Below are 16251 nucleotides of genomic sequence, written 5' to 3'. Positions count from 1 at the left end.
AAAAATAGCCAGTAGCCCGATATATCGGGCTACTGCATTGCAACCTCTCGCTCAACCGTATCTTCCACTTTTGACGCTAAGGCATAGAGCCAAATCATAGTCACGCTGACAATAAAGCAGAGCGCAAACAACCAGCTGGCACCAAACCATTCAATCATTGCACCACCGACAATAGGACCAATGGCAAAGCCAAGAGAATACAAGGCTGTAGCACCAAAATAAGATCCCCTTAGATGAGCCGGTGCAAGGCGGTCAATCTGGACATTAAGTGTCGGGAAGGTAATCACCTCTCCTAAACTGATAATGAAGCAAGCCATTGCCCACCCTAAGGCTGAATCATTGGGTGAAACGATAAAAGCAACTTGCCCGACGGCAATTAACACCATGCCTATTCTTGTGCGCGAAAATAGCGGAACACGCTCAAGCATTTTCAGCAAAGGAAATTGGAATAATACGATGGTCGCGGTGTTAACAACCATCAACATTGCTATCAGGCTCGCTGCATCCTCTATGCCGCTACGAACGATCACCTGCGGGACTGAGGATTCCAATTGAGCATAGACAAACATCAATAACAAGTTAGCCACCAGCAAGAGTACAAAGATTTTGTCACGGGCAATGACTTTCAGAGTCTGGGTAAAATCAGGTAACAGGGTTTCACCCGCTTGCTGGTTCACTTTGGCGCTCTTACGTTCAACACCAAACAGAATCCAAAACGCATAGAAAAGGTGAGTAAAGCCCGTGATCAGAAAAAGACTCTGCGGTTGGGCTAGCGCCAGCGTCACGCCCATAAGAGGCCCCACTGCGCCACCGATATTGAGTAGGAAGTAACGTAAGTTAAGCGCCAACTCTCGATCTTTAAGGTCGGGTAAAGAGTCCCCAATCACTGCTTTAGCTGGCCCATCAATCATTGGGCGCATGAAACCAGTGAGTAGAATGAGCAGATGGAAGTGCCACATTTCGCTGGCAAGTGCGATACCACTGTAAGCCACAAAGCCGAGAACACATCCAATGACCATCAACCACTTACGACCAAACTTATCCGACAGGTAACCAGAATAAACTCCTACCAGTGAGCCAATTAGCGCTGAAGCGGCTAACATAGCGCCAACTTCTATCGCCGATGCGTTGTAATCCTGATAGAGAAATACGACCAGAAACGGCCACGCCATAAAGTAACTGGTTCTGGCTATCAATACGCCAATAAGCACGGTCCACACAGGTAGGTTGAAGCGCTTTACTCTTTGCCATTCAAATAGACTTTGCTCTTTTTCCATACGCCACTCCTTAAGCCAACCTGTTTCATATTGTTAACATCAGTATACAAATAATTAATGTAAACAAAAGGTTTATTCATGAGAATGTAAAAAAGCCTGCTATTAGCAGGCTTTAATGGAAAAAGACATTAATAATTAGATGGTTAATTGTATAACTTATCAGTATTTAAACGTGCACTTGCCAGGTTATATTGCAAGTTTTTCCACCAAAATGTTGTTTTCATTTGTTTTGTTACTTCTAATGTCTCTCCAACCATAGGTGTCACCAGATGAGCACCCGTCGTCTGAGCTTCTGCTATCAAGTCTGTCATAGGTTCATCCCACTTATGAGCAAACAACTCATAGGTAGACCAATGAACAGGAAACAGCTGTTCAGCATTAAGGTCTTGGAAAGCTTGCATTGTGTGTCTAGCCTGCATATGCCCCCAGTTCTCAACTGGAAAACCGCGACCATTTTTGACATTGGCCGCTACTTCAATAAAAGCAAGATCGAAAGGCCCCAGTTTTTCACCGATCTGGCTAAAGTGGTCATCGTAAGCACTGTCACCACTATAGAAAAACGAACCACTTTGCCCCTTGATAGCCCACGAGCACCACAGCGTCGAGTTAGAATCGAAACCCGTACGGCCAGAGTTATGGTTGGCTGGCGTTGAGGTGAATGTTATGCCATTGATGTTTGCCTCTTGCCACCAATCGAACTCATTGATTTTGCCCGGAGCTACCCCCCACGACTCCAGGTGACGCCCCACGCCAAGAGGCACAAAGAACTTCACATCCTTGTTGGCAAAGTGGCGCACGGTAGACTCTTCTAGATGGTCATAGTGATCGTGAGATATAACAATAACATCAGGAACCGGTAGCTGTTCACGCTCCAGAGGCGCATTTACGTTCCTATTAAACAGAGTCTTAGCAATCCAAGGCGACGCATATTCAAACACAGGATCAATCAGGATACGGGTACTATCCAGGTCGATAAATAAACTTGAATGACCAAGCCAGGTCACACGCATCTGATCACTTCTCTGCTTCAACTGAGTAAGATTGGTTGGATAGTGAGGGAGTTTGTGACTGGGTTTCAACGAGGCTCTTTCAAAGAAAAACTGCCTCATAACTTCTAATGTACTCTCTGATGAAGCGACACTTGGCATTCTTGTGATTGCTTTGCCATCTTTGAACTGTGCTGACTGCGCAATACGTTCCGCTCTTTGCAACTCACTCTGTCGACGGCTCTGATCCCCATCATCTGCAATACATTGGTTGTAGCCCAATACACCCAACACTGAAATTACTGAGGCTTTAATCACATTACCCATAGTCATCACAAGTACACTATCCAAAAAAGTAAACGATGGTGTATACTTTAGGCACTACCAGAGAAAAAGTAAACACATGCGTTTACTTTTATTTATTCAGGTTTACGTAATGATAAAAAGAAGTGATATAAAACAAGAAGATATCATCAGATCTGCGATTGAAGTTTTTTCTCAAAAAGGCTTCAATCAGGCCAGTATGGAGGGTATTTCTAAACATGCAGGCGTCTCTAAGCGCACCCTGTACAAGTACTATCCTAATAAAGAAGCCTTGTTTGATGTGATTGTCGATAATCTCATGTGTCGCTTTCATGAGCAGTGTGAAGTCGAATTTGAACCCTCGCAACCTGTCGACCAACAGCTGCTGGAATTTACACTTAAGCAGATGTGTTATATCAGCAATCAGGATTTTCAGATCACCGCTCGTCTCGTGATGGCGGAATGTATTCGCTGTCAGGAAACATCTAAGCTACTGGTGAGTAAATTCGAATCTATCGAAGACTCATACGGACTACAGAGATGGGCCCAGCAAGGTATTGATGCTGGCGTTTTGGAAATACCAGATATTGGCACGGCAATTGAACAGTATATCGGCAGCATTAAAGCTGTCATCTTCTGGCCACAGTTGATCGCTCATTTACCTCCGCCAACCTGCCAACAGGTTGAGCAAGCAGTAAAGATGGCGGTCGCAAGTTTTGTTGCAACCTATCAGGTCAACGCCAATAAATAAATCAGCACTCAACGATAAAAACGCCCCTCAGTGAGGGGCGTCGTACATTAGTTGTTATCGTGAACCATCACGTGTTGCAGTAGGGATGAAACCATATCTTCCTGCGACATGGCGCTGAAGCCACTATCTAATTGGTGAGCCAGATTCTCAACCACAATCGACTGTTCTTCTGCACCCGCTCCTGCTGGGTGAATGCTCAGTTCAACGTTGTCTCCGTCGACCTTGACATCTAAATGTTCCAGCAGACTGTCCATGTCCAAAGAGCTTTGCTTGAGCTCTGGCAGAACTTCTCGCAGATCAATCTTATCACCTTCGCTCACCTGGAAGTCTTTGATGGTGTCGAGTGAACCATCATCGATATGATCCCAGACAAAGGTATCCATGCCTGTACCACCGACAAGGATATCCGAGCCTAAGCCACCATAAAGGGTGTCATCACCGTCACCACCTTCTAAGTGATCATCACCAGCTCCGCCAATTAAGGTATCATTACCAGCACCGCCGACTAATAGATCGTTACCACTGCCACCAGTAAGCGTGCTATCTGAACCACTACCATCGAGATGAACCGCTTCGGTCTCAGAGGCACGGTTAATCTCTAAGTCAGCAATATTGTCGACCACATTGAGTTTAATCTCGATATGGTTACTCGACTCAGCCTGATCAATGATGCTTCCATCTTGGGCGAGTTCATGCGATACCGCAGTCACCTGCAGCGTATGATCTCCCTCAGTAGCGCCTTTGATGGTTAAACCTTCAATCGCTTGTGGTGAAACTTGCCATACATCACCGACCAGAGTTACCGAACCTGTAGTGCTCTCAATCGTCGCACCGGCAGGAACATCCCTCACTTCTAATGTGAGTGCTTCGCTTGTATCAGTTAACGCCGCCATAATACCTACGATCGCAATTCCGCTCGTGCTGGCGCTTTGTGTTGCAGTAATGTTCTTGTTGAAGCTATATCTGCTATCAAGCGCCAGAGTTGGCGCATCCGCGACTGGATTAACGGTAATGGTGTAGTTCTTTGGTTCAGCCTCTAGCGCAAGACCTGAAGAGTTCCAGCTGTCTTTCGCTGTGACTTCCAGATCGACGCTATTTACTGACACAGAACTCGCATCAATAAACACTCCTACCGTGCTACTACCTGGTTTATCAAGTAACGCGTTCAGGTCAGCAAGCGTACCTGACAACGTCAGAGTACCGCTACCGTTACCTGTCGCAGTAACACTCGAACCAGCAGGAGCAACGAGAGAAAGTGTACCGTCATCGACGCTTAGCGTAACCGTCATCAGGTCATTAGCAGAAGCACCAACATAATCGACATCACTGACTGAGATTCCGCTCAATTGCTGGTTCGCATCTTCATCAATCTGCGCAGTAATGTCGTCAATATCCAATACCGGCTTGTCATTAACCGGAGTTACGTCGAAGGTAATCTCAGCAGTACCCGTCTGATGATCCGCTTGACCATCGGTCGTACCATCATCTTTAACCACGTAGCTAATCTTCACCGGACCGTTGTAGTCTTTCGCAGCAACAAACACCCAGTTATCACCTTGTTGCACTAAGGAGCCCTGACCTTCCACGAGGGTCAGACTTTCAACGCTGATTGTGTCGCCTTCTTTATCAAAAGTGCCATCAATCAAGTCTTGTACGCTGATGGTCAGACTGCCTTCTTCTGGCAAATCACCTAAGTCAAAGTCTTTCGGCTCAGGCGCATCATTTACCTCAGTAACGTTAATCACAAAGGTTGTCTGATTGGTTGAAGAAGTTGAACTATCACCCGGATCAATCGTACCGTTATTACCGCCGTCATCGACAGTCGCTGTCACAGTAACCGGCCCGTTAAAGTCGGCATCAGGTTTAAAGATGACTTTACCAGCAGCCAACGCAGCATTGATGTCAGCCAGTTTTCCTGTGGCAACAAGACTACCATCAGCCGCGATGGTAAAGTTAACATTGGCATCACTCAGGAACTCTAGCGTTCCTGAATTCACTTGTAGCGTCAACTCGTAGGTGGCATCAGGGTCATCATAGGTCGCATCTATATCAGCAATACCAAACTGGTTAATCGCCAGGCCACCCACTACATCTTCTGTGGTCTCAAGATCAATCACATTGACGAAAGTTGGCTGGTCGTTAACTGGGTCAATGACCAGTTCTACATCGAACTCAGATTTAGGCCCAAGAGCACCATTATCCACTGACTGAACTGAGATATGAATCGGGCTATCAATACCTGATGCATTGCCCGTATCACTGTTATGTTGACCTGAATTGAAGATGATTTTGTCCAGTTTCTGAGCATCAACTTCCAATGTCCAAGTACCTGTCGCAGCATTGTAACTGGCTGGAGTACCATCTGGATAAAGAATTGACGCATCTGCAGGTACGTTAGTTACTTCTACGCGGATCGTTTCCGGAGCGTTTTCGTTATATGTGCCACCTCCGGTCGCTGACATTGCTCTATCAACCACAGATGCGTTGATGGCGATATCAATGTTCTGACCTTCGTTACCGCTAACTGAATCGGTTACATCGGTATCAATGCTGTCTCCCTCTGGAGCCACATTAACAACAAATTTAGGCAGATTCGCAGCTTCCGTTGGCACACCTAGCAACGATTCTTGAGTGAACACGCTAACACCAAACTCTGCCGAACCACTGAAATGTTTCGGAGGCACAACCGATATCGCTGTTAAATCCAGACTGTCAGCGCTGCCCGCAGGTAGTTTGACACTCCACTCACCATTGCCATTGTTTTTAACCGTATAACCACTGCCAGGTTCCGCTGTGAACTGGAAGCCGTCTGGTACACCTGTGAACTTAATTGACACAAACGATTCTGAACCATCGGTATCGGTCAGTGAGATAGATACATTACCGGAACTGCTCAACGAAATAGGCTGATCTTCAGTACCTGATACTTCTATCTGGCCAGAACTGTTCTCAGGACCAGTGACAACCACGTCATCCAACACTGGCACCACTTCAAACTCGACACTGGTAGAGAAATCACCAGAGTGGCTGGTTGTGCTTGTAGAGCCACTTTCATCGAAGGTAGCCGTATCTGTCACCGTACCCGTAATGTTAATTGCGACTTTATTATCGTCGTTTCCAGTCGGGTAATTTTTCGTCGGCTTAAACAAAATATTGTCTAACGCACCCGCGTCAATCTCGCTCTTATCGAAGGTGACCGAAGTACCGAGATTGTTAAACGTCACACTGCCATCAGCAGCGACCACTTTTTCATAGAAAGCGCCCTCTGCTGGGGAGGCAAGCGTTAGAGTAATCGAGCTAAATGCTTCACTACCACCCTCGACACCACCATTATTGGTATCACCCAGTTGCTGGTCGAAATCGAGCTGAATATAGCTGTCTTCGTAGCCAACCTTGTCAGGGTTACCATCACCATTCTGATCAATCTGATTGCCTGCGCTATCCAGTGAACCCGTCACTTCAACAGTGATCGAAGGTTTGTCATCACCCACGTCAGCAACTGGATTAGCTTTCACAACCAAATCTACGGTGGCCTTATTCTCATCTCCGGAGATAGTATCTTTAGTGATTACCTCAATCGGCAACTTAAAATCACCCGAATAATCTTTTGGTAGATTCAGCATCAAGCCATCGAATGATTCGATAGTGCCATCCGCTGAAATGTGAGTCTGGAATACATAACTACCATTGACAAAGTCTACTTCTGCACCACTGATAGTGAATGGAACAGACTGATCATCATGTGGAATGACGATAGTCACTTCATCAGCAAACTCAGTACCTGAAGGTGGGGTTAAGGTTATGATGCTATCAAGTTGATGACCCAAATCTACCTGAATATCCTCTGTTGCATCAATGATCAGATTGTCACCAATAGCAATCGACGCAGCTTCGCCATTATCTGAAGTAAGATCTTTAGGAAATGACAGCTCTATAGAACTATCTAGACGATCTATCAGTGAGTTCTCTTTGTCATCCTCACCCTCATCGATAACTTTGGTGTAAATACCTAAGGTAAGCTTATTAATAGCGTTGCTCGTACCAAGATCTAGACCATTCGGTGCACTAATGCTGAACTGCTCTTCGTTAAGAATAATCCAACGTCCGTTACCTTCATATGCAGCTCCCGTCACCACCAGTTGGTCAAGAACAGCATCAGACAACGCAGTGCCATCAGTGTTAGTCAGCTGAATAATAACCTGATCAACGACCTCTTCAGATGAAGCGTCAGTATTTTGATACTTAACAACATATTCACCGTCAGTCTTAGTATCGTCATTGTTGGTAGTGAATCGAATCTGACCGTTACCATCCGCTTGAAGTGCCGTCTGGATAGCATCACCTGCTTCATTGGTCACAACCAGTCTGTTATCAGCGTTTTCAGGCTCGACGACAGGACGCACTTCAACATGAACCGACCCGTTAAGAGTTGCGGTTACACGACCACCTTCTCCAACAATATGATCGCTTTTGTATTCATGATCGCGCTCTTCTATCTCAACTTTGGTCGTCAGGTCAAAGTCAGTACTCGAATCTTTCGGCGGAGTGATTTGAATGTAACCTGGCTTTAAAGCTTGTTGAGTAAAATCACCATACGGCTCAGTGCCTGTAATCACTATTGTTCCCGATTCGACAGCAACAATATTGCCATCTACTCTCACTACTGACCCGTCTGGAATTCCATTAATAGTAATCGAAGTAAAGTGCTCATCACTATCTGGATAATCTTTACCTTCTGGATACCAGTTGATGCTAATAGCGGAGTCCTCAAGGCCAACTGAAGTTTCATTTTTGTAATTCAGGTTGGTATCAATGACAGGCTCAACATTGACTCGCACAATTTGCTCGAAGCTACGACTGTGGCCATCATTTTCCGTTACGATCACAGTGGCCTTAAGGTCAATATTCTCAGTCGACGAGGCCACTGGCTTGATGACAATGCCAGTTTCATTCTGTTCGCCAGTAATGTTGGCTTCATAAATCGGCTTATCGAGGTTTGGCGTACCGTCCGGATTCTTTTCATAGCCGACGAAGTTGAGATCTATCACCTTGCCATCACTGTCTTCAATGACAACGCCATGAGGAATATTCGATAACAGCACGGTAACCGACTCAGAAGTATCGTTAGCGTTGTCAGCGTGTTCTCCAGACTGAATGGTAAAGTTGAGCGCTGCTTCTTGGTCTTCCTTAATGGTGATTTCGACACCATCGACACCATCAACACCATTCTCTTCGAAGTTTGTCCAACCTGAATCCGTAGTGTTACCCTGAGGAAGATCAACCACACCTTTCACTTCAACGTTAACCGTTTTAGTGCCGAGTATTTGCTCACTGACCTGAGTGCCACTGCTCAGAGAGGCGCTGTCTTTAACAACACCGGTAACGTCAAATTTGAAATCATTATTGCTGTGCAGCTTTGGAATAACTTCTACATTTTGAAGCTGGTCATAAGGGACTTCTTGGTAGGTTACACCATTGATCGTCACTTGAGTGATCTGGCTAGCACCACTACCAGCCCAAGCTAGTTCCGCACCTTCAGTAATGTCTGAGATACGCACGTAGAGGGTTTCTGAACCATCGGTATCTTGCGATGGTGACATTGAAATCACTTCATCAAGAGTCAGCGGATCACGATCAGTTGTCGGATCAAGGGTATCTTGAGTGGCAGCATTATCTTCGAAGATGTTGATGCGGTTGACGCTAAAGCTGCCTTTATCCGCTTGAGGTGCAACATCAAAGATCAGTTCTTGAGGCTGAGAGTGAGCCTCACCCTTACCTGATAGTGGGTTCTTAGTCTCATTGGTAACCGCGACGGCTTCAAGCTTAATCGTACCTGAGAAGTTATCCGCTGGATTGACCTGAATGGTATTAATGTCTGCCGATGAAACATGATAAACACCATGACTATCTGGAGTCAGAGGATTACCATCTTTGTCCACCAGCTCGAAATTGCCTTCACCTGCAGTAACACGGAGATCATAACTGATGGTCTCTGGTCGGCTGCTATCCTGCGTTACTGCCTGGATATCTATTTTTGCGTTATCACCATCTTCGGTTAATGAGTAATGGTATTGACTGTTAGCGTCATCCCAGGTCGCGATGTCCGCGACACTTTCAATCTCAATATTGAAGCTAGAATCAAGGGTATGGTCTTTGCTGCCATTATTATCAATTTGTAACTGGTAATTGATTTCAACGCCTTTGCCACCAGTCGAGAAGTTACGATCCGGAACAAAGTAGAGGTTATCAATCGTGGCAATAGTATGACCGCCATTTTGCGTAAAGCTTTGCTGCAGAACCGAGCCATCAAAAATGATGTCTCCATCAGCATTAGGTTCTAGCTTGTAGAACACACCATTTTGTTGGTAATAGAAGGTTCCATGGTGATTGCCCGATTCAATGGTCAACTGACCAATATCTTCTGCGTTATCTCTATCAAATAGGTCAACAGACAACTCGACCTTCGCGGGTGAGTCAGACAATCCGCCTTGGTTATCTTGAGTATTTTCCCACTCAGGCGCATCGCCCGGGGCATAGTTGATTTGCGAGTCACGACCAGCGTCCTCGAAAGTAACAACCTTAAGGGCAATTGGTTCTGCTTCATGGTCTGTGATGGTAATGTCTAACGGCACCACTGACGTATCTTTATCGCCATCAGTCGCCGTAACATTAACTGTGAAGTTGATTTCTTCGCCGCTGTGCTCTAGATCTTTCGCCGCAGCGAATGTCACTTCGCCATTAGAATCAACCACTAACCAACCTATATGGCGCTGGCTAACCTGACCATCTGAACCTGTGGTCTGCTCGAAAACAAACAAGCTTTGAGAACCGTGGGTTAAATCTACAACGCTTGTATAGCCACCATGACCATCATCAAAGACAATTTGTGCACCATGACTATCTTGGGTACCTTCAATTTGGGTCAGAGAAGCATTGTCGGCGCCTTTATCAGTCTGGTCAGCAAACATATTGACCATACTACTCCAGCCTTCTCCCTCTTCAGCGGTAAGTGCCTGTCCCGTTAAGGTTGGAATATCATCAACCACTCGAATAGGCAAAGTGATCACATTACTTTCATCGCCATCAAAGTCAGTGGCTTTAATAGTAAAATCGATCTGAAGAGTGTTCTCTCCGTCACCAGCAAGGTGGTCGAGGGATTTAAGCAGTTCGAAACGGTAGCTATTGTCAGCCGTATCAAAAATGATGGTAAACACCGCATCACCGCTTGCAGTTTCTGCGGTATAACTAAATTCGGTACCATTCTGTGCAACGGGTCGCCATGAAAGGTCTTCACCGCCACTGGTTAAATCTTCGAGAATTTTATCAGCATCGGCTAATTCATATTTAACAACACTATCTGCCCCTTCGGTTACGGTAAACGAACCGGAAACGTGAGTGCTCTGACTCTGGTCTGAGCCCACTCCAGATAAGTCATCTTCATCGACTTGTGTACCACCCGTGGTACCAGTCAAAGTTGGTTTGTCATCGATTACTTCAATCGGCAGGCGAATAGGTTGGGATTTATCCCCATCACGATCAATTGCGACCACATCAAATGGGATGGTTAAGCTATCTTCACCCTGAGCGTGATCGAGTGCTTTAATTTGGCTATAGGTGTAGCTGCCGTCACTCTCTAACTCAAGAGTAAAGACCACGATACCATTGGCGACACCGTGATATACCGTTGGACCCGTCGGTGTGCTGACATCTTGAATTGTCACTTCAACGCCACCTGATTTAAGGCCGCTTTCAGAGTTACCGAGATTGACTAACTCGTACTTAACGACCGTATCTGCGCCTTGAGTGGTAACAAACTCCCCGGTAACGTACGCCTGACCCGGTGAAGAACCTGTAGCGGTATCATCTTCGTTGACTTTGAATTTACTCCCATCAGCAAAGCCTTCAATCGTGGCCATATCATCGCCGATGTTGATCACTAACTGGCTATTCGCAGAGTGGTCGTTATCACTGTCTACTGCGTAAACCGGGATACTCACGGCAACACTATCTTGCCCCTGCGTAGGGTGGTCGACTTCTTTGTGCAGTGTCACGCTGTACTCACCAAGCTTGTCTTGGTCGAGCGTGATAGTCAATACATCGACTTTGACACCGTTCTCAGTGATATACCCGCGATAAACACCCGCAGAAACCTCTTCAAGCACTACGTCTTTACCATCCGATGTCAGGGTCGAGGCATCATTGAATGCTTTAACATCGACGGCCAGTGCGACAACTAGATCACTGCCAGTGGTAACATCAATCACACCCTCTGCGGTAATGTCAGTCGCACCTGAACCTGAGCCGTCACCCAATCCGGCTTCAAACACATCGACTGCTGTGATGCTTTTAATCACTGGGTCATTACCATCAGTAATATCCAGATTGACGGTGCTGGTTAGCTTGTCGCCATCTTGATCGGTAACGGTAACAACTATGGTATGGGTAATCGTATCGCTGACTTTGTGGTTAAGATTGCTGTTTGCAACAAATGATAATTGACCATCTGCGGTGATCTTGACCGTACCGTCAGTAACGGCATATTCGGTTTTGCCCTCTTCGAACGTGTACTCTTTACCATCAAAGGTAAACGACGTTACTTGACCATTATCCGCCCCTGCCTCAGTAATCACATCAATCTCGTTACTGGTTTCAGTGCCAATATGATCCGGCTCAGTAACGCTCAGACTACCATCAGTAACGACTTGTAAGTCATCGCCAATGTTTATCACTAACTGACTGTTAGCTGAATGATCGTTATCACTGTCGACCGCATAAACTGGAATACTCACAGCCAGGCTATCCTGACCTTGTGCACCATGATCGACTTCTTGATGCAGTGTCACGCTGTAATCGCCAAGCTTAGTTTGGTCGAGCTTAATAGTTAAGACGTCAACTTTAACGTTGTTCTCTGTGATGTAGCCGCGATAAACACCGTCTGATACTTCTTCAAGTATCACATCCTGACCGCCTGATTTAAGTGTTGATGAATCATTGAATGCTTTGACATCAACTCCCATCGCAACAACCTGATCACTACCAGTAGTAAAGTCAATCGTACCCGTCGCTGTGATATCAGTGTCGCCAACACCAGAGCCATCGCTCAGGCCAGCTTCGAACACGTCTACTGATGTAATACTATCGATGACTGGATTTTTTCCGTCAGCAATTTCGAGTGTAACTGTGCTGGTCAGCTCATCACCATCTTGATCTTTAACTGACACAACAATGGTGTGGGTTATGGTATCGCTGGCTTTATGGTCAAGGTCACTGTTAGCAATAAAGGATAACTGCCCATCAGCGGTAATCACTACCGTGCCATCGGTAACTGGATATTCGGTTTTACCCTCTTCAAGTGGGTACTTAGTGCCATCAAAAGTAAACGAAGTGACTTCACCATTGTCTGCACCAGCCTGAGTAATCACATCAATCTGGTTACTGTTTTCAGTACCAGTATGATCAGGTTCAGTAACGCTTAAATTACCGTTAGTGACCACTTGTAGATCATCACCAATGTTAATCACTAGCTGGCTGTTCGCCGAATGGTCGTTATCACTGTCAACGGCATAAACCGGAATGTTTACCGTAAGGCTGTCTTGCCCTTGAGTTGAATGGTCGACTTCCTCAAGCAAAGTGACGCTGTACTCACCAAGTTTATTTTGATCGAGGGTAATCGATAGTACGTCGACTTGTTTGCCATCGTCTGTGGTGATGTAGCCGCGATAAACGCCAGCAAAAACTTCTTCAAGCACCACATCCTTACCACCTGATGTTAGCGTTGATGAATCATTAAACGCTTTAACATCAACGCCCATTGCGACGACTTGATCACTACCTGTTGTAAAGTCAATCGTGCCACTGGCAGTCGTATCAGTGTCACCCACTTTCGAGCCGTCACTCAAACCAGCTTCAAATACGTCAACCTCGTTGATGCTATTAATCACCGGATTGTTACCATCTTTAATTTCCAGATTGACTGTACTGGTCAGCTCATCGCCATCATTATCGGTTACCGTAACAACGATAGTATGCTTAACAGTGTCGCTACTTGAGTGGTCAACGTCACTGTTGGCAATAAATGATAATTTACCATCAGGCGTAATCACCACAGTACCATCAGTAACTGAATATTCCGTTTGCCCCGGTACGATTTGTTGCGGGTTACCATCGAATGTGAACGAGCTTACTTCACCATTATCGGCGCCGGCGTTAGTAATTACATCAATCTGGTTACTGGTTTCCGTACCAACATGATCCGGCTCGATGACGCTCAGACTACCGTCAGTAACAACCTGCAGATCGTCGCCAATGTTAATCACTAACTGACTATTAGCAGAATGGTCATTGTCACTATCTACGGCATAGACAGGAATACTTACCGCAAGGCTGTCCTGACCTTGAGTCGCGTGATCCACTTCTTGATGTAATGTGACGCTGTACTCACCAAGGTTGTTTTGGTCGAGGTTAATCGTCAGTACTTCAACTTTGCTACCATCACTGGCAGTGATATAACCGCGATAAACGCCTGCAGATACTTCTTCAAGCAGCACATCCTTGCCGCCTGATGTCAGGGTCGATGAGTCGTTGAATGTTTTAACATCAATCCCCATCGCGACGACTTCATCACTGCCAGTGGTAAAGTCAATGGTGCCACTGGCAGTTACGTCTGTATCACCCACTTTCGAGCCATCGCTCAGACCCGCTTCAAATACGTCGACCGCTGTGATGCTGTTGATCACAGGATTTTTACCGTCAGCAATCTCAACATCGACGGTGCTGGTCAGCTCGTCGCCATCTTTATCCGTTACAGTGACAACAATGGTGTGCTTGATGGTATCGCTCGCAGAATGGTCGAGGTCACTATTGGCGATGAATGATAACTGTCCATCAGTAGAGATCTTAACTGTGCCATCCGTCACTGAGTACTCAGTTTTCCCCTCTTCCAGGAGGTACTCTTTGCCATCAAAAGTAAATGAGGTGACTTCGCCATTATCTGCACCAGCTTTGCTGATCACATCAATTTCATTGCTGGTTTCAGTGGCGCCGAAATCTGGTTCTGTGACAGTCAAACTACCGTCGACAACGACCTGAACATCGTCGCCAACGTTAATCACTAGTTGAGAGCTTTGTGACTGGTCGTTATCTGCATCAATCGCGAATACGGGTAGCGGAATAGCGATCGTGTCCATGCCCTGCTGACCCTGATCAAGTTCATCAAGAAGCTCTACTTTGTAATCCGCGCTAAATGAAGTGTCACTGTTGGTCACATCACCGATAGTGATCTTGAGTACATCAACTCGCACACCTTCAAGTAAGATATAACCTGAATACACACCCGGCTGGCCATCAACGGCTTCCAGAATAATGGTTTGACCTTGTGAGGTGATCGCTGAATCCTGCTGCGCCGCATTAAAGGCATCAACATCAATCTGCAGTTCAGTCACCTGGTCACTGCCCAATGCTCCATTGAGAGTACCGTTAAACTCTGTATTTGTTGCTCCAACACCAGAGCCATCACTCAGGCCCGCTTCATAAACATCTGCGCTATCAATCGAGGTAAATTCAGCATTGGCTCCATCCCCGATGGTGACCTGGGCATCAATTGGCGTTCGAATCGAGTTGCCGCCACTGTCTTTACCTTCAATTTCGAAAGACACTACAATCTGGTCATTGTCGAAAGCAACCTGACCGCCACCAACAGAAGGAACGTGATCAATTGGCTGAGAAATCGTGGTGGTAAGTTCGAGAACAACGTCTTTACCAAGATTGCTGGTATCGATATCAATGCGGAGTACTTCTTCGCCACCTAAAACACCTACAATGGCGTTTTCAGCAGCGTCGTAGCTGAAGGTGACTGACTGTCCGTTAGAAGTGATATCGCTGTTAAGTTCACTAATCAGCGAAGCAAGTGAGGTTTCGCTGGGAACAAAAGAGGTTGGATCAAGAGGGAGATCACCAGCAAAAATGGTTACGGAGCTGGTTGTTGTTTGTGGGTAGGTGCCTTGAGATAAAGAACCTTCAACCAGTGTTTCACTGATACTTTCACCACCGGCAGCAAAAACAAGTGGTCTGCCTTCGTCATCAGTCTCGGTTACGTTATCAGATGCGAAGCCAGATGTTTCAAAGAAGGTACTGGCTAGAACTTCTGCCCCGTTATAGTCGATAGTCACAAAGCCCGCGTTCGCTGAGCCTGCACCACCACCAGCGGCGGTCGCTTCAAGTAATTCTGTTGGGTCAGCGCCAGCTAAGATAGCTTCCTGAATAGCGGCAAATTCATCTTCTCCAAATGCACTATCGCTTAAATTAGCGAGATCGAAGTTGACCTCTCCAGCAATAGGAACCGCCCCCCACTCGCCCACTTCAGGCTCTGTGGCAATAGCATTTGAATCAAGATGAAATGCGGTATTTGGCGATTCCATCAGAATAGTCGACTGATTAGCCGTAATAACTATCTCATTTTTAGCTACCGTATCACCGACTTCGGCTTTACGTGCCTTCCCATCTGGAGACACAATAACAACATCACCAGATATCTCTTTTATTACAGCAGCTTGGCGCAAAACATCCACGTCCATAAAGGTTCCCCACAACATCTCCCTTAGTAAATATCAAGGGGATGGAAACATTTGGTATCATTTTATTTATTCGAACAAAATAGCAAATATTGCAGCTTATTCCAGCGGTTATTTGAGTTATTTATAATCAATAACCCTAATAAATGTTAAGTGAAACAAATTATTGATACTGATGAACTGTTTTTGGGTTAGTTTTTACACAATGAGACAGCTGCCGTCTTATTTTTAAGATTTCTGAGCCCTAATTACCAAACAACACCCCCTAAAAAATTAATCACTAATTCCTCCCTTCAAAGCAGATTATGTGACCACTCTCTGAGTTTGGGGCGTAGACGAGGGGAATGATGTTGAACATGAGGAGC

Annotated in this window: 4 protein-coding genes; 1 reads left to right on the top strand and 3 read right to left on the bottom strand. The window is 45.8% G+C overall.

Annotation, left to right across the window (positions count from 1 at the left end):
* Positions 1-29: 29 nt before the first annotated feature.
* Complete coding sequence (locus tag RH46_RS05910; protein ID WP_006878472.1) at positions 30-1277, bottom strand: MDR family MFS transporter; 1248 nt, start codon at positions 1275-1277, stop codon at positions 30-32.
* Between the two features lie 143 nt (positions 1278-1420).
* Positions 1421-2596 carry an MBL fold metallo-hydrolase gene (locus RH46_RS05905; RefSeq protein ID WP_006878471.1) on the bottom strand — a complete coding sequence of 392 codons (1176 nt, stop codon included), beginning with the start codon at positions 2594-2596 and terminating at the stop codon, positions 1421-1423.
* A 103-nt stretch (positions 2597-2699) separates the two neighbouring features.
* Between RH46_RS05905 and RH46_RS05900 the strand changes: the two genes are divergently transcribed.
* Entirely contained in the window at positions 2700-3317 is a 618-nt protein-coding gene (locus RH46_RS05900; protein ID WP_040895292.1) for a TetR/AcrR family transcriptional regulator, read from the top strand.
* 47 nt (positions 3318-3364) lie between these two features.
* On the opposite strand, the gene RH46_RS05895 is transcribed toward RH46_RS05900, so the two are convergent.
* Positions 3365-15889 (bottom strand): retention module-containing protein, encoded by a 12525-nt coding sequence (locus RH46_RS05895; RefSeq protein WP_006878469.1) that lies wholly within the window; start codon positions 15887-15889, stop codon positions 3365-3367.
* Positions 15890-16251 lie beyond the last annotated feature (362 nt).

The organism is Vibrio brasiliensis LMG 20546, from assembly GCF_000189255.1.
In the GTDB taxonomy this organism is placed as follows: Bacteria; Pseudomonadota; Gammaproteobacteria; order Enterobacterales; family Vibrionaceae; genus Vibrio; species Vibrio brasiliensis.
Note: the sequence above shows the minus strand (reverse complement) of the source record. Positions and strands in the feature narration are given on the sequence as shown.

Bases quoted from the DNA above. Each gene is read 5' to 3' on its own strand.
- RH46_RS05910 (WP_006878472.1), bottom strand. From the start codon at position 1,277: ATGGAAAAAGAGCAAAGTCTATTTGAATGGCAAAGAGTAAAGCGCTTC.
- RH46_RS05900 (WP_040895292.1), top strand. From the start codon at position 2,700: ATGATAAAAAGAAGTGATATAAAACAAGAAGATATCATCAGATCTGCG.
- RH46_RS05905 (WP_006878471.1), bottom strand. From the start codon at position 2,596: ATGACTATGGGTAATGTGATTAAAGCCTCAGTAATTTCAGTGTTGGGT.
- RH46_RS05895 (WP_006878469.1), bottom strand. From the start codon at position 15,889: ATGGACGTGGATGTTTTGCGCCAAGCTGCTGTAATAAAAGAGATATCT.